The sequence below is a fragment of the Azohydromonas lata NBRC 102462 genome (assembly GCF_001571085.1).
In the GTDB taxonomy this organism is placed as follows: Bacteria; Pseudomonadota; Gammaproteobacteria; order Burkholderiales; family Burkholderiaceae_C; genus Azohydromonas; species Azohydromonas lata.
In genome coordinates, this window is sequence record NZ_BCTC01000017.1 from 32,006 (window position 1) to 56,421 (window position 24,416).

Here is a 24,416-nt window from a genome sequence, read left to right on the forward strand (position 1 = left end):
TGCGGCGCCCGCGAAAACAGGGGGCACCCCCTTGACGGGCGGGCAGCGTATCACAGGGTTTGCCACGACTCGCCGGCCAGGGATTGCAGCACCGTGACGCGCGTTGCGCACCGCACAATGCGCCGCATGAAACGTTTTGTCACGTCGGCCTCGATGGCCTTGCTGTGGAGCTGCGGCATCCAGGCTGCTGCGGCGCTGGACGCCAACACCGCTACCCAGGCGCAACTGGAGCAGCTGCGCGGCATCGGCGTGGCGATGTCGGAAAAGCTGCTGGCCGAGCGCGCACGGCAGCCCTTCACGGATTGGGCCGACCTGCTCGCGCGCGTGCCCGGCGTGGGCCCGCGCGGCGCGGCGCGCCTCTCAGGCCAGGGCCTGCGCGTGGACGGCCAGGCCTACGAACCGCCGCCGCCGCGCTGAAACGCGGGCCGTGACAGGGCCCGCGCCCCGAAGGCCAGATCTCAGTCCTTGTGCTTGCCGTGGCCATGCCCGTGGCCATGGCCATGGCCATTCCCATGGTCGGGATGGTCGTCCCAGTCGCGGCCGCCGCCCCCGCGCTCGTCGCGCCAGTCGCCGCGGCCACCGCGATCATCGCGGTCATGGCGCTCGTAGCGCTCGCCGCGGTGCGGCAGCACGTGGTCCCGGTACCAGCGGTCCTGGACGAAATACACCGGCACGCCGCAGGCGTTGTAGCGGCCGCAATAGTTGCGCCATTTCTTCTGATGGCCCGGTGGCACCCACAGGTACACCGGCTGCGGCTGCGCCACCACGTAAGCCGGCTGCTGGACGATGACGGGCTGCGCCACCATCACGGCCGGCTGTGGAAAGCGGCCGATGTCCAAGCGGCCATACACGCCTGGCTCGCTGATCTGCACCGACACGCCCACATCCGTGGCGTGGGCGCTGCCCAGCGCCAACAGCGACACCGCGGCCAGTGCGGCAGTGACCAAGACCTTCATTCAAATCCCTTGCGTTGTCGTTCAGGTGGCTCAACGTGCCACGCCCGCCACCCGGCGGACAACGGCGATGCACCAGATTGAATCAGCTTGTTGCTTCGGCGCCATACACGAGGCGGCTCTTGCCATGCGTGCCGCGCGACCAGCATGCCAGCGCTTCGTCGGTGGGATAGAAGCGCGCCGCGTCGCCCAGGTCCAGCTCGGCCTGCGCACCCTCGCGCTGCAGCAGCAGCCGCACGGTCAAGCCCTGGAACTGCTCGCCGGCCTCGTCCTCGAAGCGCCGCGCCGGGAAGTCGCGCAACACCTCCTCCACCGGCGGCGCCGTGCCGTTGACCGGCACGCGCAAGAAGCGCGCGAAGCGGCAGCGCGCCGCCGCCAAATCCCACACCTGCTGCACGTTGAGCCGCAGCCCGCCGCTGAAGCGGTCGGGCTGGCACTTGGCCTGGACAATGACCAGCTCGTCGTCGCGCAGCAGCTCCTTGTTGGCGTCCAGCAGCCGCTCGTCGGCCACGGCCTCGATGAAGCCGCTGCGGTCGTCGAGCTTGAAGATGCCCACGCGCCCGCGCGCGCCGTTGACGATGCGCAGCTCGGTGACGATTCCGGCCAGCAGTTGCGGCTCGCGGCTGTCCTGCAGGTCGGCCACGCGCAGCCGCGCAAAGCGCCGCACTTCCTCCTCGCACTGGTCGAAGAGGTGGCCGCTCAGGAAGAAGCCGATGGCCGTCTTCTCCTGCAGCAGCCGCTCCTTGATGCTCCAGGGCTCCACCGCCACCAGCGGCGGCTCCTGCGCGCTGGAGCCGTGGCTGTCGTCGCCGAAATCGAAGAGGCCACCCTGGTCCACATGCGCCGCCTGCGTGTTGGCCCACTCGAAGGCCAGGCCCACGCTGGCCAGCAGGCTGGCGCGCTGCTCGCTCGGGTAGAGCGAATCGAAGGCCCCGGCCTTGACCAGCGCCTCCATCACGCGCTTGTTGACGCGGCTGCGGTCCACGCGGGCGCAGAAGTCGAAGAAGCTCTTGAACGCCCCGCCCTCCTTGCGCGCGGCCACGATGGCCTCGATCGCGCCCTGCCCCGTGCCCTTGATGGCACCCAGGCCGTAGCGGATGCGCTTGCTCTCCACCGGCTCGAAGCGGTAGACGCTGGCGTTCACGTCCGGCGGGTCGAACTGGATGCCGAAGTTGTTGCGCGCATCGGCCAGCAGCACCTTGAGCTTGTCGGTGTCGTCCAGCTCGATGGTCATGTTGGCCGCGAAGAACTCGGCCGTGTAATGCACCTTGAGCCAGCCCGTGTGGTAGGCCAGCAGGGAGTAGGCGGCGGCGTGCGACTTGTTGAAGCCGTAGCCCGCGAACTTCTCCATCAGGTCGAAGACCTCGTCCGCCTTGGCCTGGTCGATGTTCTTCTCGGCCGCGCCCTTGCGGAAGATTTCCCGGTGCTTGGCCATCTCCTCGGGCTTCTTCTTGCCCATGGCCCGGCGCAGCATGTCGGCGCCGCCGAGCGAGTAGCCGCCCAGCACCTGCGCCACCTGCATCACCTGCTCCTGGTAGACCATGATCCCGTAGGTCTCGGACAGGACGGGCTCGGTCAGCGGATGCGGGTAAATCACCTCCTCGCGGCCGTGCTTGCGCGCCACGAAGGTCGGGATCAGGTCCATCGGACCCGGCCGGTACAGCGCGTTCAGCGCAATCAAATCTTCCAGCCGGCTCGGCTTGGCGTCGCGCAACATGCCCTGCATGCCGCGGCTTTCAAACTGGAACACCGCCTCGGTCAGGCCCTTGGAGAAGAGGTCGTAGACGCGCCGGTCGTCCAGCGGAATCGTCTCGAAGGCGAAGTCCTTCTGGTCCGCGTGGCGCGAGACGATGAAGTGCCGCGCCAGCTCCAGGATGGTCAGCGTCGCCAGGCCCAGGAAGTCGAACTTCACGAGGCCGATCGCCTCCACGTCGTCCTTGTCGTACTGGCTGACCGCCGAGTCGCTGCCGGGCTGCTGGTACAGCGGGCAGAAGTCGGTGATCTTGCCCGGCGCGATCAGCACGCCCCCGGCGTGCATGCCGATGTTGCGCACCATGCCTTCCACGCGCATGGCCAGCTTCAAAAGCTCCGCGACCTCCTCTTCCGCGGCCTCGCGCTGCTCCAGTTCCGGCGCCTCCTGGCGCGCGTAGATGACGTTACTCTCCGGCTTGTCCGGCACCTTGGCCAGCGTCACGCTCTTGCCCGGCGGCGCGGGGATGAGCTTGGCGATGCTGTCCACGTGGCCATAGCCCATGCCCAGCACGCGGCCCACGTCGCGCAGCGCGGCCTTGGCGGCCATGGTGCCGAAGGTGGCGATCTGGCTCACCGCCTCGCGGCCGTACTTGTTCTTGACGTACTCGATGACCCGGTCGCGGTTGCCCTGGCAGAAGTCGATGTCGAAGTCGGGCATGGACACCCGCTCCGGGTTCAGGAAGCGCTCGAACAGCAGGTTGTATTGCAGCGGGTCGAGGTCCGTGATCAGCAGCGCGTAAGCCACCAGCGAGCCCGCGCCGGAGCCCCGGCCCGGCCCAACCGGGCAGCCGTTCTCCTTGGCCCACTTGATGAAGTCCGACACGATCAGGAAGTAGCCCGGGAAGCCCATCTTCAAGATGGTCCCGATCTCGAATTCCAGCCGGTCCACGTAGCGCGGCCGCTCGGCGTCGCGCTTGGCCTCGTCGGGGAACAGCATTTTCAAACGCAGCTCCAGCCCCTCGAAGGACGCCTGGCGGAAGTAGTCCGCAATCGGCATGGGGCTGCCGTCGGCCAGCGGCGGCGTGGGAAAGTCAGGCAACTGCGGCTTGCCCAGCACCAGGCTCAGGCTGCAGCGCTTGGCGATCTCCACCGTGTTGGCGATGGCGCTGGGCACGTCGGCGAAGAGCTTTTCCATCTCCGCCTGGGTCTTGAAGTGCTGGTCGCGCGTGAAGCGCTTCACCCGCCGCGGGTTGCCCAGCGTCTCGCCCTCGGCGATGCACACGCGCGCCTCGTGGGCCTCGAAGTCGTCCGGCTCCAGGAACTGGATGGGGTGCGTTGCCACCACCGGCAACCGCAACTGCCCGGCCAGCGCCACGGCGGCGCGCACATGCGCCTCGTTGCCCGGCAGGCCGGCGCGCTGCAGCTCCAGATAGAAGCGGTCCGGGAAAATCTCCGCCAGCCGCAGCGCGGCGGCCTTGGCTCGGCGCGTGTCGCCGGCATTCAGGGCCAGGCCCACGTTGCCGCAATCGGCGCCGGACAGGGCGATCAGCCCGCCGCCCAACTCCTGCAGCCACTCCCACTTCACCCAGGCCTGGGCGCGCTGGGTGTTGCGCGTCCAGGCGCGGGCCAGCAGCTCGCTGAGGTTGTGGTAGCCATCGACGTTCTGCACCAGCAGCGCCAGGCGGCTGGGCTGCGCCTGACCTTCCTCGGGCTCCATCCACACGTCCACGCCCACCACGGGCTTGAGGCCCTTCTTGCGGCAGGCGCTGTAGAACTTGAGGGCGCCAAAGAGGTTGTTGAAGTCCGTGATGCCCAGCGCCACCTGGCCGTCGGCACGGGCCGCGGCCACGGCGTCGTCGATGCGGAGCGTGCCGTCGACGACGGAATATTCGGTATGAGTGCGCAGGTGAACGAAAGGCATCCCGGGATTTTACGGACGCCCCCCTGACAGAATCCCGCCCGTGAAAGCCGTACTGAACATCTCCGCCTACAAGTTCCACCTCCTGGCCGACGCCGCCGAGCTGCGCGCCACCCTCTACGAGCGCGCCCTCGCCCTGGGCCTCAAGGGCACCGTGCTGCTGGCCGAGGAAGGCATCAATTTGTTCCTGGCCGGCTCGCCGGAAGGCGTGCGCGGCTGGGTGCATCAGTTGCAACAGGACGAGCGCTTCGCCGACCTGGCGCCCAAGGAAAGCTTCAGCGACACCGTGCCCTTCAAGCGGCTGCTGGTGAAAGTGAAGCGCGAAATCATCCGCATGAACCGCCCGGCCGTCCGCCCCGCCGCGGGCCGCGCGCCCGCGCTGCCCGCCCCCACGCTGGCGCGCTGGCTGGAGCAGGGCCACGACGACACGGGCCGCCCCGTCGTCATGCTGGACACGCGCAACGGCTTCGAGGTGGACGCCGGGGCGTTCGAAGACGCCATCGACTGGCGCCTGACGAAGTTCAGCGAGTTTCCCGACGCGCTGCAGGCGAACCTGGCCGCGCTGCAAGGCAAGACCGTGGTGAGCTACTGCACCGGCGGCATCCGCTGCGAGAAGGCCGCGCTGCTGATGCAGGAGGCGGGCCTGGCCAACGTCTGGCAGCTCGAAGGCGGCATCCTCAAGTATTTCGAGGAGACGCACGCCCCGCGCTGGCGCGGCGCCTGTTTCGTCTTCGACGAGCGCGTGGGCCTGGCTGCCGACCTGCAGCCGGCCGAGCCGGCGACGGCCTGACGCACCAGCGATTTCCGCTGCCCGCATGGACCTGCGCGCCTCCCTGCTGCGCCTGCTGGGCCTGGCGCTGATGGCGCTGGCCGCCGCCGCGGCCTGGTGGCACACGCCGCCGCAACCGGCGCAGTCGCTGGTGGAACGCTGGGGCATGCCGCCCTCGCAGTTCGAAGAGGTCGCGGGCCGCATCGTCCACCTGCGCGACGAGGGCCCGCGCGAGGACAGGGAGCCTCTGGTGCTGCTGCACGGCTTGGGCGGCAGCCTGCACGACTGGGAGCCCTGGACCGCAGCGCTGCGCGGCACGCACCGCGTCATCCGGCTGGATCTGCCCGGCAGCGGCCTGTCCTCCACCGCCGCTGGAGGCGACTACCGCGTGGCCACCGACGCCCGCGCCGTGCTGGCGCTGCTGGACCACCTGCACGTGCAGCGCTTTCGCCTCATCGCCCAAGGCCGCGGCGCCGCCGTGGCGGCGCACGTGGCGCTGCTGGCGCCGCAGCGCGCGACGCGGCTGCTGCTGTTGGCCGGCGCGCCCGTCCCGATGGAGCACATCCCCCCGGCCCCGCGCCTGGCCGCCGCGCTGCCGTGGCCGGCGGTGCTGGTCAACGGCCTGATGCCGCGCCCGCTGCTGGCCGAAGTGCTGCGCAGCCTCTACGCCCATCCCTCCCAGCTTTCAGACGCCCAAATCGACCGCCGCCGCGACCTGCTGCTCAGCGAGGGCAACCGCTGGGCACTGCTGCAGCAATGGCGCCAGAGGCCCACGGGCGAGGACGCGTCAGCTCCGTTCCGGCAATTGCGCCTGCCCGTGCTGCTGCTGTGGGGCGCGCAAGATCAACTCACGCCGCCCGCGCTGGGCGAGGCGCTGCAGGCAGCCATCCCGGGCAGCCGGCTGCAATTGCTGGATGGCGTGGGGCATGTGCCGCAGGAGGAGGCGCCGGGGCAGAGCTTGGCGGCGGCACAGCCGTTCATTGAGAAGCAGTAGGCCGAGCCTCTTCCAAGCTGCAAGGCGCATCGTTCAGAAATCTGAACGACGCGCCCCATGAACCCCTTATCCCCTCAAGGCCTCCAACACGTCCGACCTGAATTCCCGCTGGTAAAGCACATAAATCACCCCCGTCGTGGCGACCATGAAAAACAGCGGCGAGAAGAACCAGCCCACCACGGCGAAGGCCATGTAATAGGCGCGCAGCCCGTCGTTGAAAGCCTCGGCCGCCAGCGCCATCACGCGCCCGGCGCGATCGGCAAAGGCCTCGCGCTGCGCCGCGGCCTTCTCGCCCATGGCGGCGAACACGTCCCGGTCCGCCGCCGCGCCCACCAGCAGCGCGCCAAAGCTGTATTGCCGGATGCTCCAGGTGAAGCGGAAAAAGGCGTGGACGAAGATGCCCGTCAGCAGGACGAGCTTCATGTCGAATATCAGCACGCTGGTGCGCGCGGCAAAGGGAATTTCCTTGACCAGTTCCGCCACCCGCTCCGTCGTGGACAGCATGGCCAGCAGGCCGCCGATGATCAGGATGGTGGTGGAGGCAAAAAAACTCGGCCCCGAGGACATGCTTTGCACCACCACGCCGTCCAGCACCCGGTTGTCGCGGAAGGTGGTCTGCAGCATCCACTGCCGCCGCACGCGGTTGCTGATGGCCAGCAGCGAGCGCTCCCTGAAACCCTGGCGCCGCGCGAAGGTGGCGTAGCCCACCCAGCCGGCCAGGAAGGCCGCCAGCGCCAGCCAGTCCAGCCAGGGCAGCTCGCTCAGCACATCTAAGAAATTTTTCATTGGGCGCCACTGTAGCGACGGCCCGCGCGGCGCCAGCGGCTGCCCCGTGCAGTAAGTCTCAGGGCGCGAGATCGAACACCAGCACCTCCGCGCCCTGCCCCGCGCGAAGCAGCACGCGCGGCTCCTCGCTCAGCAGGGCGGCGTCGCCGGTGTTCAAGCGCCGGCCGTTGACCTCCACGCTGCCGCGCGCCACGTGCACGCAAGCCAGACGGCCGGGCTCCAGCGCCAACGCCGCCGCCTCGTCGCCCTCGAAACGGCCCGCGTACAGCCGCGCGTCGGCGTGCCAGCGCAGCGTGCCTTCGCCGGCCTCGGGGGCGGCCACGAGCGCCAGGCGGCCGCGCATGCGATGCGGCGCCACGTCCAGTTGCGCACAGCCCGGCTCCACGGCCTTGCACGTGGGCCGCAGCCAGGCCTGCAAAAAGTGCGTGGCCTCGCCCTTCACGGCATTGGCCTCGCGGTGCCGCACGCCACGGCCGGCGCTCAACACCTGCACCGCCCCCGGGCGCAGCACGCCGGCACGGCCCGCGCAGTCCTTGTGCGCCAGCGCGCCTTCCAGCACCCAGCTCACGATTTCCACGTCCTGGTGCTCGTGGGGGCCGAAGCCCGTGCTGCAGGCCAGGCGGTCTTCGTTGAGCACGCGCAGGTTGCCGAAGCCCCTGTGCGCCGCATCGAAGTAGTCGCAGAAGGAGAAGGTGTGAAAACTCTTGAGCCAGCCATGGTCGGCATACCCACGGTCCTCGCTCTTGCGCAGGCTGATCATGGCCAAGGACTGTAGGTTTTTGGGTTCAAATTCAGACACTTGCGTGTTCGAACCTGCCGTTCAAATAAGATGAAAACATGATGAAGCGGCACAACGCGCTGACCCCCGATGCCCTGGCGATGATGGACACCATCGCCCGCTGCGGCAGCTTCGCCGCCGCCGCGCGCGAGCTGGGCAAGGTGCCCTCGGCACTCACCTACAGCGTCCGCCAGCTCGAAGACGCGCTGGACGTGCTGCTCTTCGACCGCCGCTCCGGCCAGGCCAAGCTCACCGCCGCCGGCGAGGAGCTCCTGAGCGAAGGTCGCCGCCTGCTGGCCGAGATGGAGGCCGTCGCCCACCGCGTGCGCCGCGTCGCCGGCGGCTGGGAGACGCAGCTCACCATCGCCATGGACGGCGTGATCTCCCGGCTGACCATGTTCGAGCTGTGCGAGGCCTTCTATGCGCTGCGGCCCAACAACGCCGGGCAGGACGGGCCGGGCACCCGGCTGCGGCTGCGCACCGAGGTGCTGGCCGGCACCTGGGAGGCGCTGGTGTCCGGCCAGGCCGACCTCGCCATCGGCGTGGACGTGGACCACAGCGCTCCGCCCGGCATCGAGCTGCGCACGCTGGGCGAGATCGACTTCGTCTTCGCCGTGGCACCCCACCACCCGCTGGCGGAATGGGAAGGCGTGGTCACCGACGCCGAGCTGCTGCGCCACCGCGCCGTGGCCGTGGCCGATTCGGCCCAGCGCCTCACGCCGCTGACCGTGAACCTGCTGCCCGGCCAGGACGTGTTCACCGTCGCCAGCCTGCAGGCCAAGATCGAGGCACAACTGCGCTGCCTGGGCTGCGGCTTCGTGCCTGAGCCCCTGGCGCGCGAGCACATCCGCGCCGGGCGGCTGGTGGTCAAGACCACGCAGCGCAAGCAGACCCGCGCCCGCCTGGGCTACGCCTGGCGTGCCTCGGCCGCTCCGCAACCGCGCAAGGCGCCGCAGGGGCTGGCGCTGCAGTGGTGGCTGGAACAACTGCAAAGCCCCGCCACCCGCCAGGCGCTGCTGGAGCGCCATGCCGGCATGGTGTCGCCGGTGGATTGATCGCGCGGGCCCGGATCGGAAGTGAAAGAACAAGCCTACGTCGGCCGCTTCGCGCCCTCGCCCACGGGCGCGCTGCACGCGGGCTCGCTGGTGGCGGCGCTGGCAAGCTGGCTGGACGCGCGCGCCCACGGCGGGCGCTGGCTGGTGCGCATGGAAGACACCGACGCGCCGCGCTGCGTGCCCGGCGCCGACCGCGAAATCCTGCGCCAGCTCGCCGCATTGGGCCTGCAGGCCGACGAGCCGCCGCTGTGGCAGTCGCAGCGCGAGGCCGTCTACCAGCAAGCGCTGGACGACCTGGCAAGCCGCAACCTCGCCTACCCGTGCGCCTGCACCCGGCGCGACATCGAGGCGGCGCTGGCCGCGCAAGGCCACGAGCACCGGCGGCACGAGGAGCGCGTCTACCCCGGCACCTGCCGCGACGGGCTGCGAGGAAAACCGGCGCGCGCCTGGCGGCTGCGCTGCGGGACGGACGCGGCGCCGGTGCGCATCGCCTGGGACGACCGCCGCCTGGGCGCGCAGTCGCAGGACGTGACGCACGAGGTGGGCGACTTCGTGCTCCAGCGCGCCGACGGCATCTGGTCCTACCAGCTCGCCGTGGTGGTGGACGACGCGCTGCAAGGCGTCACCCACGTCGTCCGCGGCGAGGACTTGACGGACAACACCGCGCGCCAGATCTGGCTGCAACAGCAGATCCACGCGCCGCGGCCGGTGTACCTGCACCTGCCGCTGGTGCTGGATGCGCGGGGCGAAAAGCTCTCCAAGCAGCACGGCGCGCCGGCGGTGGACGTTGCCGATCCGCTGGCCGCGCTGCGCGCCGCCGCCCAGGCACTGCAGTTGCCAGTGGAAGAAGCCGGTGACGTGGATGGCTGGCTGCAGCGGGCGGTGCGAGCCTGGGCTTGCCGCTGGGCCAATGGAAATTCCCGGGAACGGTAGGAAGCCTCCTACAAGGAGCAGCCGCGGGCGACTACAGCCAGCGGCCGGCGCGGCGGCCTAACATGCGCACACGCCGATTGGGGCGCACACCACGGCAGTCCGGCCCATGTCATCACCACTGAGCACCTACATCGTTGAAGACAGCCCCGTGATACGGGAGAACCTGATCGCCACGCTGGAGGAGCTCGTCCCGTTGCAGGTCGTGGGTTCGGCCGAAGATGAGCCCACCGCGCTGCGCTGGCTGGCCGAGGCCGGCCGGCCCTGCGACCTGATGATCGTGGACATCTTCCTCAAGGGCGGCACGGGCCTGGGCGTGCTGCAGGCGGCGCAGAAGCTGCGCCCGCTCACGAAGAAAGTGGTGCTCAGCAACTTCGCCACGCCGGACATGCGCCGCCGCTGCCTGGAGCTCGGTGCGGACGAGGTGTTCGACAAGTCCAACGAGATCGACACCCTCATCGCCTGGTGCATGCAGCTCGCCGGGGCCAGCTCCACCAGCAACTGAAAGGCCCGCGCACGCCGCTTGCTCATCCCCGCGAATCCGCGCCCGTGCAGCGCGGCTCCGGCCAGGGTGCCTGGCTTACTGGATGAGGCCGTGCTTGAGCGCGTAGTAGGTGAGGTCGCTGTTGGAGGACAGGTTCATCTTCTCCATCACGCGCGTGCGGTAGGTGCTCACCGTCTTGACCGACAGCGCCATGTGGTCGGCGATGTGGCCGATGGTTTCGCCCTGCGCCAGGCGCAGGAAGACCTGGAACTCCCGCTCCGACAGCAGCTCGTGCGGCGCCTTGTCGCCGCCGCCGTCGAGCTGGTCGGCCAGCAGCTCGGCCACGGCCGGGGTGATGTAGCGCCGCCCGCGCGCCACGGTGCGAATCGCCTTGACGATCTCCTCGGGCTCGCACTCCTTGTTCAGGTAGCCGCTGGCACCCTGGCGCAGCAGCGTGGTGGCGTAGTGCTGCTCGGGGAAGCCGCTGAGTATCAGCACCGGCAGCTCCGGGGCGCGGGCCTTGATGGCCTGCAGCGCGTCCACGCCACCGTGGCCGGGCATGGACAGGTCCATCAGCATCACGTCCAGCTCGCCCTTGCGCAGCAGCTCCAACGCCTCGCGCCCGTTGGCGGCTTCGCCGGTGACCTGAAGGTCTTCCTGCTCGGCCAGGAACTGCTTCAGGCCGGCCCGCACGATGGCGTGATCGTCAACGATGGCAACGCGAATCATGGGCTTGACTACCTCGAACACAGCGATGAAACACATCTTAGCCACCATGCCCCGGCTGGCGTTTTGGTTCGACCGTCTCAGCCGCAGTGCCTTCGCCTTTCCGCTCGCGATGGTGGCGGCGCTTGGGCTGCTGGTGATCAGCGAGCTCTCCTTCCGCCACGCCGTGCAGGACATCGAGCGGCTGCGCGTGCAGAACGTGGCGCGCGTGGCCACGCATCAACTCCTGCTGGCGGTGGTGGACGCCGAAAGCGGCCAGCGCGGCTACCTGCTCACCGGCCGCGCCGAGTACCTGCAGCCCTACCAGAAGGCCGTGCAGGAGATTCGCGAGGCCACCGTGGCGCTGCAGCAGCGCTACGGCGCGAACGACCCGCAGCGCCCGCAGCTCGACCGGCTGCTGCAGCTCGTGGCCGACAAGCTCTCGGAGCTGGAAACCACGCTGCAGCTGCGCACCCAGGGCCGCGAGGAGGCCTGGCGCGCGCTGGTGGGCAGCGGCATTGGGCGCGAGGCCATGCAGGCCATGCGGCTGGCAGCCGACCAGCTCATCGCCAGCGAAACGCGCGCCATCTCCGAGCAGGGCGACGGCATCAAGGAGACGCTGCAGGTCAACCGCATAGGCGTGGGCACCGTCACCGCCATCGGCCTGCTGGCCTTCTTCATGTACCTGCGCCAGAGCGTGGCGCTGGACCTGGAGCGCCAGTCGCGCCAGCACTCGCTGCAGGAGGAGCGTGACCGGCTCGAAGCCCAGGTGCGCCAGCGCACGGCCGACCTCACGCACCTGGCCCAGCACCTGCAAAGCGCCCGCGAGGACGAGAAGAGCCGCCTGGCCCGCGAGCTGCACGACGAGTTGGGCGCCCTGCTCACCGCCGCCAAGCTGGACCTGGCACGCATCCGCTCGCGCCTGGTGCAGATGGGCAGCGCCGCGCCGGAGCTCTTCACGCGCATAGAGCACCTGACCAGCACGCTCAACAGCGGCATCGCGCTCAAGCGCCGCATCATCGAAGACCTGCGCCCCTCGGCCCTGAGCAACCTGGGGCTGGTGGCGGCGCTGGAAATCCTGACGCGCGAGTTCGAGCAGCGCTCGGGCCTCAAGGTGGCGTGCTCGCTGCAGGACGTGAAGCTGACCCCCGCCTGCGAGCTGACCGTCTACCGGCTGGTGCAGGAAGGGCTGACCAACGTGGCCAAGTACGCGCAGGCGCGCGAGGTGCACATCACGCTGCGCGAGGAAGGCGCCTGGGCCCTGGCCAGCGTGCAGGACGACGGCCAGGGCTTCGACACCCGCGTGCAAAAGCCTTCCGCCCACGGCCTGCTGGGCATGCGCTACCGCGTGGAGGCCGAGGGCGGGCGGCTGCTGTTGCAAAGCACGCCCGGTGCGGGCACGCGCATAGAAGCCGTGTTGCCGCTGCGCACGGAAGAAACGCAGGCGGCGGCACTGGCCGGGCCTGCTGCCTGAAACAGGCGGCGCGACCTCGGCGTGCAGGAGGGCCGCTGGCGGGCCGAATTGCAGCCAGGCGACGGTTCGGCCCGCCAGCGGGCCTCCTACAACCTGATCGCTGCCTGTAGCAACGCAGCGGCACGGACGCACGCCTGTGGGCATCGTCCTACAGGCCGATTCAGGCATGGCCGACAGGCACGGGCTGCCGCGTCCCATCCCACCGGCACGGGCGTTTACCTACGCTGTGAAGCATGAAGACGGCGCGCCCCGCGCGCCTTGGACCCCTTCAAGAACTACAGGACGGCCGACCATGCTTCCCTACGCCATCGTCTTCTTCATCGTCGCGCTGCTGGCGGCGCTTTTCGGGTTTGGCGGCATTGCCGCGGGCGCGGCCGGCATCGCCAAGATCCTGTTCGTCCTCTTCATCGTCCTGAGCCTGATCAGCTTCGTGGTGGGACTGTGGCAGCGCAAAGGGTCGTGAAAGACCGCTGGCGGGCGCTGGCATGATGCGCCCTTTGCCCAGGAGACCTTCCGCATGATCACCACCGCATCCGGCCTGCAGTACGAAGACACCACGCCCGGCACCGGCGACACCGCGCGCGCCGGCGCACCGGTCACCGTGCACTACACCGGCTGGCTGCACGACCCCGCGCAACCCGACGGCCGCGGCCGCAAGTTCGACTCCAGCAAGGACCGCCGCGACCCCTTCCGCTTCAACCTCGGCGCGGGCCAGGTCATCGAGGGCTGGGACGAGGGCGTGCAGGGCATGCAGGTCGGCGGCACGCGCGTGCTGCTGATCCCGCCGCAACTGGGCTACGGCGCCTACGGCGCCGGCGGCGTCATCCCCCCCAACGCCACGCTGGTGTTCGAGGTCGAGCTGCTCAAGGCCTGAACGGCGCCCTCGCCTTCCCCATTAAAAAACCCGCCGGGCTCGCGCCGGGCGGGTTTTTTAATGGCTGGTTGAGCCTTCAACGGTTCAGCGAAGCGGCGCACCAAGCGCCGCCGGCATCAACGCTCCCAGCCGCCGTCACGGCGCGGGCCGCGCGAACGCTCGCCGCCGCCGAAGCCACCGCGGTCAGCCTGGCGGTCGCCGAAGCGGCCACCGCGTGCGGCCGGACGATCGCCACCGCGGTCGAAGCCGCCGTGGCCTTGCGGGCCGTCGCTACGGCGCTCGAAGGGGCTGCGGTCACGCGGCGCGCCGTGGTGGGCGCCACCGCCATGGTGGCGGGCACCGTCGCCCTGGCGGCTGAAGGCGCCTTCGGGGCGGCGCTCAAAGCGGCCCTGGCCTTCAGGACGCGGGCCGCCGAAGTGGCCGCCACCTTCGTGGCGCGGCGCGAAGCCTTCGCCCTGGTGGCGCGCTTCGAAGCCGCCTTCACGGCGCGGGCCGCGGTCGAAACCTTCACGGCGCGGGCCGCCGAAAGACTTGCCCTTGCCGAACGGCTTGCCGCCGCGGGGGCCGCCGTCAGGGCGTCCCGGGTAGATGCGCGGCTCGGGCTGACGCGGCTCCAGGCCGGTGACCGTGGCCACCGGGATCTGCTGCGTCGTGAACTGCTGGATGCGCTTGATCATCACCACGTCGCGGCGCTCGGCCAGCGTCACGGCCAGGCCGGAGCGGCCGGCGCGGCCGGTGCGGCCGATGCGGTGCACGTAGTCCTCGGCCTTCATGGGCAGGCCGAAGTTGATGACGTGGCTGATGGTGGGCACGTCGATGCCGCGGGCGGCCACGTCGGTGGCCACCAGCACGCGCAACTGGCGGTTGCGCAGGCCGTTGAGCACGCGGTTGCGGCGGCCTTGCGGCATGCCGCCATGCAGCGCGGCCACGGAGTGGCCCAACTCGCCCAGGCGGTCGGCCAGGCGGTCGGCGTCGACCTGGGTGCTGGTGAACACCACGGCCTGCTCGACTTCACGGCCGGTGAGCAGGTGGTCCAGCAGCGCGTTCTTGTGCGCGACGTCGTCGGCCCAATGCAGGCGCTGCTCGATGTTCTCGTGCGTGTCGGTGTGGGAGGCGACGTCCACGCTCATCGGCTCGCGCAGCAGCTCGTCGGCCAGGCGGCCCACGTGGCCGGCGAAGGTGGCGCTGTACATCACCGTCTGGCGCGCGGCGGGCGTGCAGCCGGCGATGAAGTTGATGTCGTCGATGAAGCCCATGTCCAGCATGCGGTCGGCTTCGTCGAGCACCAGCATCTCCACGTGCTCCAGCAGCGCCTTGCCGCTTTGCACGTGGTCGATCAGGCGGCCGGGCGTGGCGATGAGGATGTCCACCGGGCCGCGCAGCGCCTTGAGCTGCGCGCCGTAGGGCACGCCGCCCACGACGGTGACCACGCGCAGGCCCTGCACATGGCGGCCATAGTCCATGGCGGCCTTGGCCACCTGCTGCGCCAGCTCGCGGGTGGGCGCCAGCACCAGCACGCGCGCGCCGGTCATGCCGCTGCGGCGCTTGGTGTTGTCGCCGCGGGCGGCCAGGATGCGCTGCAGCGCCGGCAGCACGAAGCTGGCGGTCTTGCCGCTGCCCGTGCTGGAGGACACGCGCAGATCACGGCCTTCCATGGCCGGCGGAATGGCGCGCGACTGGACTTCGGTCGGGTTCTCGTAGCCGGCGTCGGCAACAGCGCGGGTCAGGGCTTCGTGCAGGCCCAGGGAATCAAAAGACATTCGGAGTTCTCTTCATCGGCGCCGGCTGACAGCAGCCGGCTGCGGCGACGCCAGGCAAGGCGCTGCCGGATACACAAAAGTCGCGGGAGGAACATTCAGCCAGACCCTGAGAAGCAGGGCTGGCGCACCGGTCCGGAAGCGACGGCATCGCCGCCGACCGGTTCCGCGGAAGCCCTTGGGGAGGGGTCCACCGGAGGAATCAAGCTCCGCCACGCGCTGTCGTGCGGGAGAACTCGATGGAGGTCAGAGGGGATGTACGAACGGTGCCAGAACGACACCGTGCCCGCATTGTAGCGCGACTTGGTGCAAACCCTTGCACCACGCCGGGGCTTAGGTCCCGGCAGCCCTGCGGCCTCAGGCCGCCAGGAAGGTCTTGCGGTAGTGCAGCAGCTCGTCGATGGACTCGTGGATGTCGGCCAGCGCGGTGTGCTTCTGTGCCTTCTTGAAGCCTTCGAGCGCGGCGGGCTTCCAGCGCTTGGCCAGCTCTTTGAGCGTGCTCACGTCCAGGTTGCGGTAGTGGAAGAAGGATTCCAGCTGCGGCATGTAGTTGGCGAGGAAGCGCCGGTCCTGGCAGATGGAGTTGCCGCACATGGGGCTCTTGCCCGCGCCCACGTACTGCTTGAGCCATTCGATAACGGCGGCCTGCGCCTGCGCCTCGTCCACGGTGGAGGCTTTCACGCGGTCGATCAGGCCGCTGCGCCCGTGGGTGCCCTTGTTCCACGCGTCCATGGCGTCCAGCGCGGCGTCGCTCTGGTGGATGGCGAACACCGGGCCTTCGGCACGCTGGGTGAGTTGGGCGTCGGTGACAACCACGGCGATCTCGATGATGCGGTCGCGGTCGGGGTAAAGGCCGGTCATCTCCAGATCGATCCAGATCAGGTTCTGGTCGCTGGCGGCGAGCTCGGTCGTCATGGGAAAAGGTCCTCGTGGGCTGTATTTGAGGGGGCAATTGTCGCAGCCCTACACTTGACACCATGTCTGCCTTGACCCTGCTCTTCGCAGGCGCCGTGCTGTTGGCGCTGCTGCTGAAACTCTGGCTGGCCACGCGCCAGATGCGCCACGTGGCCCTGCACCGCGACAGGGTGCCGGCGGCGTTCGCGGGGTCGGTGTCCTTGCAGGCGCATCGGCGCGCGGCCGACTACACGCTGGCGCGCGGGCGCTTCGGCCTGCTGCAGGCGGCCTTCAGCTCGGCGCTGCTGCTGGTGTGGACGCTGCTCGGCGGCCTGGACGCGCTCAACGTGGCCGTCCGCGACACGGTGCAGCCCCTGTTGGGCGACATGGGCTACCAGCTCGCGCTGCTGGCGGCCTTTGCCGTGATCGGCGCGGTGCTGGACCTGCCCTTCGACCTCTACCGCACCTTCGTGCTGGAGCAGCGCTTCGGCTTCAACCGCATGACCTGGAAGCTCTATTTGGGCGACCAGCTCAAGGGTGTGCTGGTGGGCGTGGTCGTGGGCCTGCCGCTGGCGGCGCTGGTGCTGTGGATCATGGGCGCCACGGGCAGCCTGTGGTGGCTGTGGGCCTGGGTGGCGTGGACGGTGTTTCAACTGCTGGCGCTGGTGCTCTACCCCACGCTGATCGCGCCGCTGTTCAACCGCTTCACGCCGCTGCCTGACGGCGAGCTCAAGGCGCAGGTGCAGGGGCTGATGAGCCGCTGCGGCTTCGCGGCCAAGGGCTTGTTCGTGATGGACGGCAGCCGCCGCTCCGCCCATGCCAACGCCTACTTCACCGGCTTGGGCGCGGCCAAGCGCGTGGTGTTCTTCGACACGCTGCTGTCCAAGCTCAACGGCAACGAGATTGCCGCCGTGCTCGCGCACGAGCTGGGCCACTACAAGCACCGCCATGTGCTCAAGCGCATGCTGCTGGTCTTCGGCCTGAGCCTGGCGGGCCTGGCGCTGCTGGGCTGGCTGGCGTCCAGCGCCGGCTTCTACACCGGCCTGGGCGTGCGCCCCAGCCTGGATGCGCCCAACGACGCGCTGGCGCTGCTGCTGTTCATGCTGGCGCTGCCGCCCTTCATGTTCCTGATCTCGCCGCTGGGCGCGCGGCTGTCGCGCCGCCACGAGTTCGAGGCCGACGCCTACGCCTGCGCGCAGGCCGACGGCCGCGACCTGGCCAACGCCCTGCTCAAGCTGCACGAGGACAACGCCGCCACGCTCACGCCCGACCCGCTGTACGCGCGCTTCTACTACTCGCATCCCCCGGCCACCGAGCGCCTGGCGGCCCTGCGCGCGCAGTCCTGACATGGGGCGGCATACGGAGCTGGATGTCGGCCTGGTCGTGACGGCCCATGGCCGCCACGTGATGGTGGAGACGCCCGACGGCGCGCGCGTGCAATGCCACCTGCGCGGCAAGAAGAGCGAGTGCGTGGTGGGCGACCGCGTGCGCTGGCAGGCCAGCGGCGACGAGGGCGTGGTCGAGCACGTCGAGCCGAGGCGCAACCTGCTCATGCGGCAGGACGAGTGGCGCACCAAGTCCTTCGCCGCCAACCTGGACCAGATCCTGGTGCTGGTGGCCGGCGAGCCCATGTTCAGCGAGTCGCAGCTCAGCCGCGCACTGATCGCCGCCGAGACCGCCGGCATTCCCGTGCGCGTGCTGCTCAACAAGGCCGAGCTGCCGCAGGCCGAAGCTGCGCGCGAGCGGCTGCAGCCCTACCGCGACATGGGCGTGCAGGTGCTGGAGGCCTCGCTCAAGACGCGGCCGCAAGAGTCGCGCGAGCTGCTGCGGCCGCTGCTGCAGGAGTCCGCCACGCTGGTGCTGGGCCCCAGCGGCACGGGCAAGAGCACGCTGGTCAACCTCATGGTGCAGGACGCGCAGGCACAGGTGGGCGACATCTCGCAGGCGCTCAATTCCGGCCGCCACACCACCACCACCACGCGCTGGTACTGGCTGGACCCGGCCGTGCGCCATGGCGCGCTGCTGGACTCGCCCGGCTTCCAGGAATTCGGCCTGCGCCACGTCAGCGCCGAGGAGCTGCCCAGGCTCATGCCGGACCTGCGCGCGCATCTGCCGGACTGCCGCTTCTACAACTGCACGCACCGCCACGAGCCCGGCTGCGGCGTGCGCGCGGCCGTGGAGCGCGGCGAGATCGCCGCCAGCCGCTACCGCATCTACGGCGAGATCCGCGAGGAGCTGGAACGCACGAAGTGGTGAGCCTGCGGCTCAGCCACCGGCCCTGAGCGGACGCCGGGGCCGCAGCAGCGCAGCCGTCAGCCGAGCACGTTGGCCAGCGTCAGCAGCGCCAGCAGCAGCAGCCACAGCACCACCGAGCGCCACACCAGGCCCACGATGCTTTGCAGGTGGCCGGGCTGCGGCGGCAGCCCCGGCGTGGAGCCCAGCGAGCCTTCGATCTCGCCACCCGCACCCACCTGGAACGTCTTGCTGCGGTCCGGCGTGATGCCGGGTGCGGCGCTGCCGCCGAGCTGCACGCCCAGGGCGCCCGCGGCGGCGGCAAGGATGATGCCTTCGTTGTGGTGCACCCACAGCCCGGCGTCGCGCCGCCAGCCGTTGACGGCTTCCTCGAAGTTGCCCACCACGGCGAAGCCGAAGGCCGTCATGCGCGCGGGCACGTGGTCTATGCCGGTGAAGAGCTGCTGCGACAGGCCCATGAGCCTGTCGTTGGCCGGCGCCCCCAGGCTGCGGCTCTTGAAGGCCCAATAGCGGCCGGCGAACTCGGCCATGCGGTAGAGCACCGCGCCGGCCGGGCCCAGGCCCAGCGAGGACAGCAGGACGAACCAGAAGAACACGCCGAACACGTGGCGGTGCGCAGCCAGCAGCGCGTGCTCGATGACGTGGCGCAGCAGTTCCGTGCGCGGCAGCTCGCTGGTATCCAGGTGGCGCCACTCGGCCAGCAGGCGGCGCGCTTCGTTCTCGTCGCCGCGGTCCAGCGCGTCGCGGATGTCGGTGAAGAAATGGCTGAACTGCCGAAAGCCCAGCGTGAGGTAGAGCACCAGCACGTCGAAGGCCAGGCCCACCAGCGCGCTCAGGTGCGCGATGCCCGCGTACAGCGCCGCCACCAGCAGCGTGGGCGCCACCACCGTGACGCCCCACACCACCCAGGCGTGATGCTCGCGCCCGGCGTCGAAATTGCGTCCGGTCCAGCGCACCCAGGTGATCAGGGCGTCGTGAATGCGATTGTCACGAGGCAGCGGCTTGAGCTGCTCGATCAGAAGGGCCAGCAGGACGGCGAAGAAACTCATCGCCGCGGATCATACCGACGGCAACACCCTCTTCCGGTGCCCAGGCAACGGCTGGAACACGGTGCTGCGCTCAGGCCGCGAGAAAGCGGTAAAGGTTGCGCAGCATCGCGGCGGTAGCGCCCCAGATGAAGTATTCGCGCCGGCTGCCGCTGGCCGTCCAGGGCATGGACAGGAACTGCCGCGGCGCGCCGTCAAGCTCGATGTGGTGGCGGCGGTGGTGGGCCGGCGTCATCAGCCACGCCAGCGGCACCTCGAAGGCTTCGGCCACTTCGAACGCGTCCAGGCGCAGCTCGTAGGGCGCGCGCAGCAGCCCAACCACGGGCGTGACGCGAAAGGCGGTGATGGTGGTATAGGCCGGCAGCGACCCGATGACTTCCACCTGCGCCGGCTCCAGGCCCACCTCCTCCTGCGCCTCGCGCAGCGCGGTGAACACGGCGTCGGCATCGCTGGGCTCGGCACGGCCGCCGGGGAAGCTGATCTGCCCCGCATGCGCATTCAAATGCGCCGTGCGCTGCGTCAGCAGCACGTGCAGCGAGCCGTCGCCGTGCTCGACCAGCGGCACCAGCACGGAGGCATCCGCCTTCACGGGCAAGCCCTCCCGGCCGTCCGCGCGGGTCTCGGGCTGCCAGGGCGGCGGATGCGCGAAGCGCCGGCGCAGCGCGGCAGCCGTGAGCGCGTCGGCCGGCACGGCGGGCAGGTGTTCGTCCATGCCGATCACGGGCACCGACTGGGGATCGAGGATCAAAGTGGCCATGGCACGAGCATAGGCGCCCGCCGCAAAAACCCGGCGCCGGGCGCCCAAGCGGAATTCGGCTAAGGCGCGGCGGAAAAACAAAAAGCCGCCCCGGAGGGCGGCTTCGTCGCCGGCACGGGGCCGGCTTGTGGAGGCGGGCGACGCAGGCCGCGGTCGCCTCCACGGCTGGGCAATTAAGCCAGCTTTTCCTTGATGCGGGCCGACTTGCCGCTGCGCTGGCGCAGGTAGTACAGCTTGGCGCGGCGCACGTCGCCACGGCGCTTGACGTCGATGCTGGCGATCAGCGGGCTGTACAGCTGGAACGTACGCTCCACGCCTTCGCCGCTGGAGATCTTGCGGACGATGAAGCTGCTGTTCAGGCCACGGTTGCGCTTGGCAATCACGACACCTTCGTAAGCCTGCACGCGCTTGCGGGTGCCTTCGACCACGTTCACGTTCACGATCACGGTGTCGCCAGGCGCGAAGGCCGGGATGGTCTTGTTCAGGCGAGCAATTTCTTCCTGCTCGAGGGTCTGGATCAGGTCCATGGGGTTCTCCAAGGGATCGTGCCGGCACGTCGGTTGTTCAGCAGCACCGGTCAGGATGACCGGCACGGCCTGCGAAAGAATTTCGCCCGGCAGAGGATCGAAAAGCCTTTGATTATATCCCAAGCAACGGGGGCTTCTTGGAGCACCCCGGCGCCGGCACAAGGTTATGGCGCGGCGTCGAGCTTGAGCGAGCGCAGGAAACGCTCGTCTTCCTTGCTCAGCCGCCCGGCGGCGCGCGCCGCTTCGATCAGGTCGACCCTGCGCCGCGCCGTGATTTCCAGCGAGCGCTCGCGGCGCCAGCGCGCGATGCGGCCATGGTGGCCAGAGAGCAGCACGTCCGGCACCGCGTCCACGCCGCCGTCGGCACGCGGCAGTTGCTCGGGGCGGCTGTAGTGCGGGCAGTCGAGCAGGCCGTCTTCGAAGCTGTCCTGCTGGTGCGAGGCGGCGTCCTGCAGCACACCGGGCTGCAGCCGCGCCACGGCATCCAGCAGCGCCAGCGCGGGCAGCTCGCCGCCCGAGAGCACGAAGTCGCCCAGGCTGACTTCCAGGTCCACGTGGCGGTCCAGGAAACGCTGGTCTATGCCCTCGTAGCGGCCGCACAGCAGCACGGCGCCAGAGCCGGCGGCGATCTCGCGCACCAGCGCCTGGTCGAGCTTGCGGCCCGTGGGCGAGAAGTGGATCAGGGGCGCGCGGGGCGCTGCACCCTCACCTTCGCCCGCCTCCTGCGCGCGCGCACCGCGCACGGCGGACAGAGCACGCTCCAGCGGCGGGGCCATCATCACCATGCCGGGGCCGCCGCCGAAGGGGCGATCGTCCACGCGGCGGTAGTTGCCCTCGGCAAAGTCGCGCAGCGGCCAGAGTTTCAACTGCAACGATCCGCCGGCGTAGGCGCGGCGCGTCACGCCGACTTCCAGGTGCGGCGCGAACAGCTCGGGAAACAGGGTGATGACGTCGAAGCGCAGCACGGCTTGAGGCCGGCGCCGCGCGCGGCGCCGGATGCGTCAGTAGTCGGCGCCCCAGTCGACCGTGATGCGCTTTTGCGCCAGGTCCACCTGGTCGATGTAGGCGGCAACGAAGGGGATGAGCCGCTCGGCCTCCAGCTCGGTCATGCCCGCGGGCACTTCCTTGGGCTTGATGCGCAGCACGCTGTGCGGGCCGGTGGCGAGCAGATCGGTGACCGTGCCCAGGGCAACGCCCTCGCGGTTCACCACGTCCAGGCCGATGAGGTCGACCCAGTAGTACTCGCCCTCTTCGGCGGTAGGGAAGCTCGCGCGCGAGACGAACACCCGCGCGCCCTTGAGCGCCTCGGCCGCGTTGCGGTCAGGCACTTCCTGTGCGCTGGCAACCACCCCGTCGCCATGCTCGCGCGCGGCGGTGATCTTCAGCAGTGGGGGGAATGTGGTCGCGGCGGCGGCCGGCAGCCGCTCAGGTGGCTGCAGGAACCAGCGCCGCGAGGAAAACAGCGCCTGCGGATCGCCCGCGTAGGGCTGGACCTTGATCCAGCCCTTGATGCCCCAGGGCCCCGTCACGCGGCCCACTTCAACCGCGTCTTCAGGCCAGGTGGGCTCGGGGGGCGTCCAGGACATGGGCGAACGACAACTGCAGGCGCTTGCGGCCGGAATTACTCGGCAGCGGCGGCCGGCTCAGCGGCAGCGGCGGGGGCGGCACCGGCGGTGGCCTTCTTGGCTTCACCGACCAGACGGGCCACGGTGGGCGACAGTTGGGCACCCACGCCAGCCCAGTAGCTCACGCGCTCCAGGGCCACGCGCAGCGGCTGCTCGGCGCCGGAGGCCACGGGGTTGTAGAAGCCCACGCGCTCGATGAAGCGACCGTCGCGGCGCTCGCGCGACTCGGCAACCACGATGTTGTAGAAGGGGCGCTTTTTGGAACCGCCGCGGGCCAGACGAATGACGACCATGTTTTTGACTCGATGTGCAGGAGAAGACGATCGCCGCACCAGGGACACGGGCAGGCCAGGCAGATCGAAACTGTGCCGCGGCGCCTGAAAGCAGCAAATCCCTTTGCAGCACTCCAAACCCACGGCTCGCTTGTCCGGTGCCGTTAGATACGCGCAAGGCTTCGCAGCCCGGCCAGCACCGAAACCGCGCATTATAAACTGCCCGCCCGCTCCTTTCCCTTGGCCTGCAAGAAGCACGGCCCTTGAGGAACATTCCCATGCATTCCCGCACGCCATGAGCCCCTTGCCGATCCATCCAGCCGCGCAGGCCGCATTGCCCGCGCGCGGCGCCTACAAGTCCAAGACGCTGGCGACCTGGATCGCGCTGCTGGGCGGCAGCCTGGGCCTGCACCGCTTCTATCTGCGCGGTTGGCGCGACGTGGCGGGCTGGCTGCACCCGCTGCCCACGCTGCTTGGGCTGCACGGCGTGCGCCGCATGCTGGAGCTGGGCCAGGACGACCACGCCGCTTGGGCGCTCATTCCGCTGCTTGGGCTGATGCTGGCGCAGGCCATGCTGTGCGCCATCCTCTACGGCCTCACGCCGGATGAGCGCTGGGACGCGCGCCACAACCCGGGCTGGCCCGTGCAGGACACGCGCTGGGGCCCGGTGCTGGGCGCCATCGCCGGGCTGGCGCTGGGTGCGGGCGTGCTCATGGCCACCGTGGCCTTCAGCGGCCAGCGCTATTTCGAGTGGCAGGTCGAGCAGGCGCGCCAGCTCAGCCAATGAAAAAGGCCCGCCGGGAGGCGGGCCTTGCGAAGCGGGAAGCCGGCAGCCGTCAGAACAGCAGCTCGCTCACCCAGTAGGACACGGCGGCCACGGCGGCCGCGGACGGGATGGTGAGAATCCAGGCCCACACGATGTTGCCCGCCACGCCCCAGCGCACGGCCGAGGCGCGCTGCGTGGAGCCCACGCCGACGATGGCGCCGGTGATGGTGTGCGTGGTGGACACCGGCACGCCCAGCGCGGTGGCGAAGAACAGCGTCATCGCGCCGCCCGTCTCGGCGCAGAAGCCGCCCACGGGCTTGAGCTTGGTCAGGCGCTGGCCCATGGTCTGGACGATGCGCCAGCCGCCGAACATGGTGCCCATGCCGATGGCGATGTAGCAGCAGGCGATGACCCACTGCGGCGGCATGCTGTCGCTGGCCGAGGCGTAGCCCGACGAAATGAGCAGCAGCCAGATGATGCCGATGGTCTTTTGGGCGTCATTGCCGCCGTGGCCCAGCGAGTACAGGCCCGCGGAGAAAAGCTGCAACCGGCGGAACCAGTTGTCCACGCGCAGCGGCGAGCTGCGCCGGCAGATCCACGACACCGCCACCATCAGCAGCGAGCCCAGCAGGAAGCCCAGCGTGGGCGACACCACGATGAACAGCACCGTCTTGAGCACGCCGGACCACACCAGCGGGTCCGGGCCGGCCTTGGCCATGGTGGCGCCCACGATGCCGCCGATGAGCGCGTGCGAGGAGCTCGACGGAATGCCGTAGAGCCAGGTCACGACGTTCCACACGATGGCGCCCACCAGGGCGCCGAAGATGACGTGCAGGTCCACCACCGACGGATCGACGATGCCCTTGCCCACGGTGGCCGCCACCTTGAGCTGGAAGATGCCAATGGCCACCACGTTGAAGAAGGCGGCGAACAGCACGGCCTGCTGGGGCTTGAGCACGCCGGTGGACACGACGGTGGCGATGGAGTTCGCCGCGTCGTGGAAGCCGTTCATGAAGTCGAACACGAGGGCGAGCAGGACGAGCACTGCCACGACCCAGAAACTGGTCTGGATGGGATCCATGAGAAGAGTGAAAAAGCCGGAGCCGG

26 protein-coding genes are annotated in these 24,416 nt (G+C 69.7%); 12 read left to right on the top strand and 14 right to left on the bottom strand.

From position 1 onward, the window contains the following. The first annotated feature begins 126 nt into the window (after nt 1-126). A complete protein-coding gene (locus tag ALA01S_RS08615; RefSeq protein WP_066334929.1) occupies nt 127-417 on the top strand; it encodes a ComEA family DNA-binding protein in 291 nt (96 codons plus the stop codon). 41 nt (nt 418-458) lie between these two features. Here ALA01S_RS08615 and ALA01S_RS08620 read toward each other — a convergent pair whose 3' ends face one another. Further along, nucleotides 459-956 carry a hypothetical protein gene (locus tag ALA01S_RS08620; RefSeq protein ID WP_066334768.1) on the bottom strand — a complete coding sequence of 166 codons (498 nt, stop codon included), beginning with the start codon at nt 954-956 and terminating at the stop codon, nt 459-461. 82 nt (nt 957-1,038) lie between these two features. Further along, nucleotides 1,039-4,566 carry a DNA polymerase III subunit alpha gene (dnaE, locus tag ALA01S_RS08625; RefSeq protein ID WP_066334770.1) on the bottom strand — a complete coding sequence of 1,176 codons (3,528 nt, stop codon included), beginning with the start codon at nt 4,564-4,566 and terminating at the stop codon, nt 1,039-1,041. 40 nt (nt 4,567-4,606) lie between these two features. Between dnaE and ALA01S_RS08630 the strand changes: the two genes are divergently transcribed. Both ALA01S_RS08630 and ALA01S_RS08635 read left to right on the top strand, forming a co-directional pair. Continuing rightward, nucleotides 4,607-5,353, top strand: coding sequence for a sulfurtransferase (locus ALA01S_RS08630; RefSeq protein ID WP_066334772.1), 747 nt, complete (start codon nt 4,607-4,609; stop codon nt 5,351-5,353). Nucleotides 5,354-5,378: 25 nt separating this feature from the next. Then, the gene (locus ALA01S_RS08635) at nt 5,379-6,326 is read left to right on the top strand and encodes an alpha/beta fold hydrolase (RefSeq protein ID WP_066334773.1); all 948 of its coding nucleotides are present in this window, start codon (nt 5,379-5,381) and stop codon (nt 6,324-6,326) included. A 66-nt stretch (nt 6,327-6,392) separates the two neighbouring features. On the opposite strand, the gene ALA01S_RS08640 is transcribed toward ALA01S_RS08635, so the two are convergent. Then, on the bottom strand, nt 6,393-7,112 hold the full coding sequence (locus ALA01S_RS08640; protein ID WP_066334776.1) for a DUF599 domain-containing protein: 720 nt from the start codon (nt 7,110-7,112) through the stop codon (nt 6,393-6,395). A 58-nt stretch (nt 7,113-7,170) separates the two neighbouring features. Then, nucleotides 7,171-7,872, bottom strand: coding sequence for a pirin family protein (locus tag ALA01S_RS08645; protein ID WP_066334781.1), 702 nt, complete (start codon nt 7,870-7,872; stop codon nt 7,171-7,173). A 77-nt stretch (nt 7,873-7,949) separates the two neighbouring features. On the opposite strand from ALA01S_RS08645, the gene ALA01S_RS08650 reads away from it, so the two are divergent. From ALA01S_RS08650 to ALA01S_RS08660, 3 genes are all read left to right on the top strand, one after another. Next, on the top strand, nt 7,950-8,945 hold the full coding sequence (locus ALA01S_RS08650; protein ID WP_066334782.1) for a LysR family transcriptional regulator: 996 nt from the start codon (nt 7,950-7,952) through the stop codon (nt 8,943-8,945). Nucleotides 8,946-8,966: 21 nt separating this feature from the next. Next, the gene (gluQRS, locus tag ALA01S_RS08655; protein WP_066334785.1) at nt 8,967-9,878 is read left to right on the top strand and encodes a tRNA glutamyl-Q(34) synthetase GluQRS; all 912 of its coding nucleotides are present in this window, start codon (nt 8,967-8,969) and stop codon (nt 9,876-9,878) included. 106 nt (nt 9,879-9,984) lie between these two features. Further along, on the top strand, nt 9,985-10,380 hold the full coding sequence (locus tag ALA01S_RS08660; protein WP_066334793.1) for a response regulator: 396 nt from the start codon (nt 9,985-9,987) through the stop codon (nt 10,378-10,380). Between the two features lie 75 nt (nt 10,381-10,455). Here ALA01S_RS08660 and ALA01S_RS08665 read toward each other — a convergent pair whose 3' ends face one another. Then, the gene (locus ALA01S_RS08665; protein WP_066334932.1) at nt 10,456-11,088 is read right to left on the bottom strand and encodes a response regulator; all 633 of its coding nucleotides are present in this window, start codon (nt 11,086-11,088) and stop codon (nt 10,456-10,458) included. A 25-nt stretch (nt 11,089-11,113) separates the two neighbouring features. On the opposite strand from ALA01S_RS08665, the gene ALA01S_RS08670 reads away from it, so the two are divergent. The 3 genes from ALA01S_RS08670 (at nt 11,114) to ALA01S_RS08675 (ending at nt 13,412) form a co-directional block, all read left to right on the top strand. Then, nucleotides 11,114-12,538, top strand: a complete 1,425-nt coding sequence (locus tag ALA01S_RS08670; RefSeq protein WP_238455734.1) for a CHASE3 domain-containing protein — start codon at nt 11,114-11,116, stop codon at nt 12,536-12,538. 292 nt (nt 12,539-12,830) lie between these two features. Beyond that, entirely contained in the window at nt 12,831-13,001 is a 171-nt protein-coding gene (locus ALA01S_RS31625; protein WP_084267354.1) for a DUF1328 family protein, read from the top strand. A gap of 54 nt (nt 13,002-13,055) precedes the next feature. Next, nucleotides 13,056-13,412 (top strand): FKBP-type peptidyl-prolyl cis-trans isomerase, encoded by a 357-nt coding sequence (locus tag ALA01S_RS08675; protein ID WP_066334801.1) that lies wholly within the window; start codon nt 13,056-13,058, stop codon nt 13,410-13,412. Between the two features lie 116 nt (nt 13,413-13,528). On the opposite strand, the gene ALA01S_RS08680 is transcribed toward ALA01S_RS08675, so the two are convergent. Continuing rightward, a complete protein-coding gene (locus ALA01S_RS08680; protein WP_084267355.1) occupies nt 13,529-15,172 on the bottom strand; it encodes a DEAD/DEAH box helicase in 1,644 nt (547 codons plus the stop codon). Between the two features lie 354 nt (nt 15,173-15,526). Then, nucleotides 15,527-16,084 carry an oligoribonuclease gene (gene orn / locus ALA01S_RS08685; protein WP_066334804.1) on the bottom strand — a complete coding sequence of 186 codons (558 nt, stop codon included), beginning with the start codon at nt 16,082-16,084 and terminating at the stop codon, nt 15,527-15,529. A 62-nt stretch (nt 16,085-16,146) separates the two neighbouring features. Between orn and ALA01S_RS08690 the strand changes: the two genes are divergently transcribed. Then, complete coding sequence (locus ALA01S_RS08690) at nt 16,147-17,409, top strand: M48 family metallopeptidase (protein WP_066334806.1); 1,263 nt, start codon at nt 16,147-16,149, stop codon at nt 17,407-17,409. Between the two features lies 1 nt (nt 17,410). Continuing rightward, nucleotides 17,411-18,319: a ribosome small subunit-dependent GTPase A gene (gene rsgA, locus ALA01S_RS08695; RefSeq protein ID WP_066334808.1), complete on the top strand. Its 909-nt coding sequence runs from the start codon at nt 17,411-17,413 to the stop codon at nt 18,317-18,319. A gap of 56 nt (nt 18,320-18,375) precedes the next feature. Here rsgA and ALA01S_RS08700 read toward each other — a convergent pair whose 3' ends face one another. The 6 genes from ALA01S_RS08700 to rpsP all read right to left on the bottom strand — a co-directional run bounded on the left by ALA01S_RS08700 (nt 18,376) and on the right by rpsP (nt 22,564). Continuing rightward, nucleotides 18,376-19,365, bottom strand: a complete 990-nt coding sequence (locus ALA01S_RS08700) for a CobD/CbiB family protein (protein WP_066334814.1) — start codon at nt 19,363-19,365, stop codon at nt 18,376-18,378. 70 nt (nt 19,366-19,435) lie between these two features. Continuing rightward, nucleotides 19,436-20,119 (bottom strand): CoA pyrophosphatase, encoded by a 684-nt coding sequence (locus ALA01S_RS08705; RefSeq protein WP_066334816.1) that lies wholly within the window; start codon nt 20,117-20,119, stop codon nt 19,436-19,438. A gap of 173 nt (nt 20,120-20,292) precedes the next feature. Then, nucleotides 20,293-20,646 carry a 50S ribosomal protein L19 gene (rplS, locus tag ALA01S_RS08710; protein ID WP_066334822.1) on the bottom strand — a complete coding sequence of 118 codons (354 nt, stop codon included), beginning with the start codon at nt 20,644-20,646 and terminating at the stop codon, nt 20,293-20,295. Nucleotides 20,647-20,810: 164 nt separating this feature from the next. Next, entirely contained in the window at nt 20,811-21,608 is a 798-nt protein-coding gene (gene trmD / locus ALA01S_RS08715) for a tRNA (guanosine(37)-N1)-methyltransferase TrmD (RefSeq protein WP_066334934.1), read from the bottom strand. Between the two features lie 39 nt (nt 21,609-21,647). Continuing rightward, nucleotides 21,648-22,232 (bottom strand): ribosome maturation factor RimM, encoded by a 585-nt coding sequence (gene rimM, locus ALA01S_RS08720; RefSeq protein WP_066334825.1) that lies wholly within the window; start codon nt 22,230-22,232, stop codon nt 21,648-21,650. Between the two features lie 35 nt (nt 22,233-22,267). Then, nucleotides 22,268-22,564 carry a 30S ribosomal protein S16 gene (gene rpsP, locus ALA01S_RS08725; protein ID WP_066334828.1) on the bottom strand — a complete coding sequence of 99 codons (297 nt, stop codon included), beginning with the start codon at nt 22,562-22,564 and terminating at the stop codon, nt 22,268-22,270. A gap of 274 nt (nt 22,565-22,838) precedes the next feature. On the opposite strand from rpsP, the gene ALA01S_RS08730 reads away from it, so the two are divergent. Further along, nucleotides 22,839-23,330 carry a TM2 domain-containing protein gene (locus tag ALA01S_RS08730; RefSeq protein WP_066334830.1) on the top strand — a complete coding sequence of 164 codons (492 nt, stop codon included), beginning with the start codon at nt 22,839-22,841 and terminating at the stop codon, nt 23,328-23,330. Nucleotides 23,331-23,379: 49 nt separating this feature from the next. Here ALA01S_RS08730 and ALA01S_RS08735 read toward each other — a convergent pair whose 3' ends face one another. Continuing rightward, nucleotides 23,380-24,390 carry an inorganic phosphate transporter gene (locus ALA01S_RS08735; RefSeq protein WP_066334832.1) on the bottom strand — a complete coding sequence of 337 codons (1,011 nt, stop codon included), beginning with the start codon at nt 24,388-24,390 and terminating at the stop codon, nt 23,380-23,382. Nucleotides 24,391-24,416: the final 26 nt, after the last annotated feature.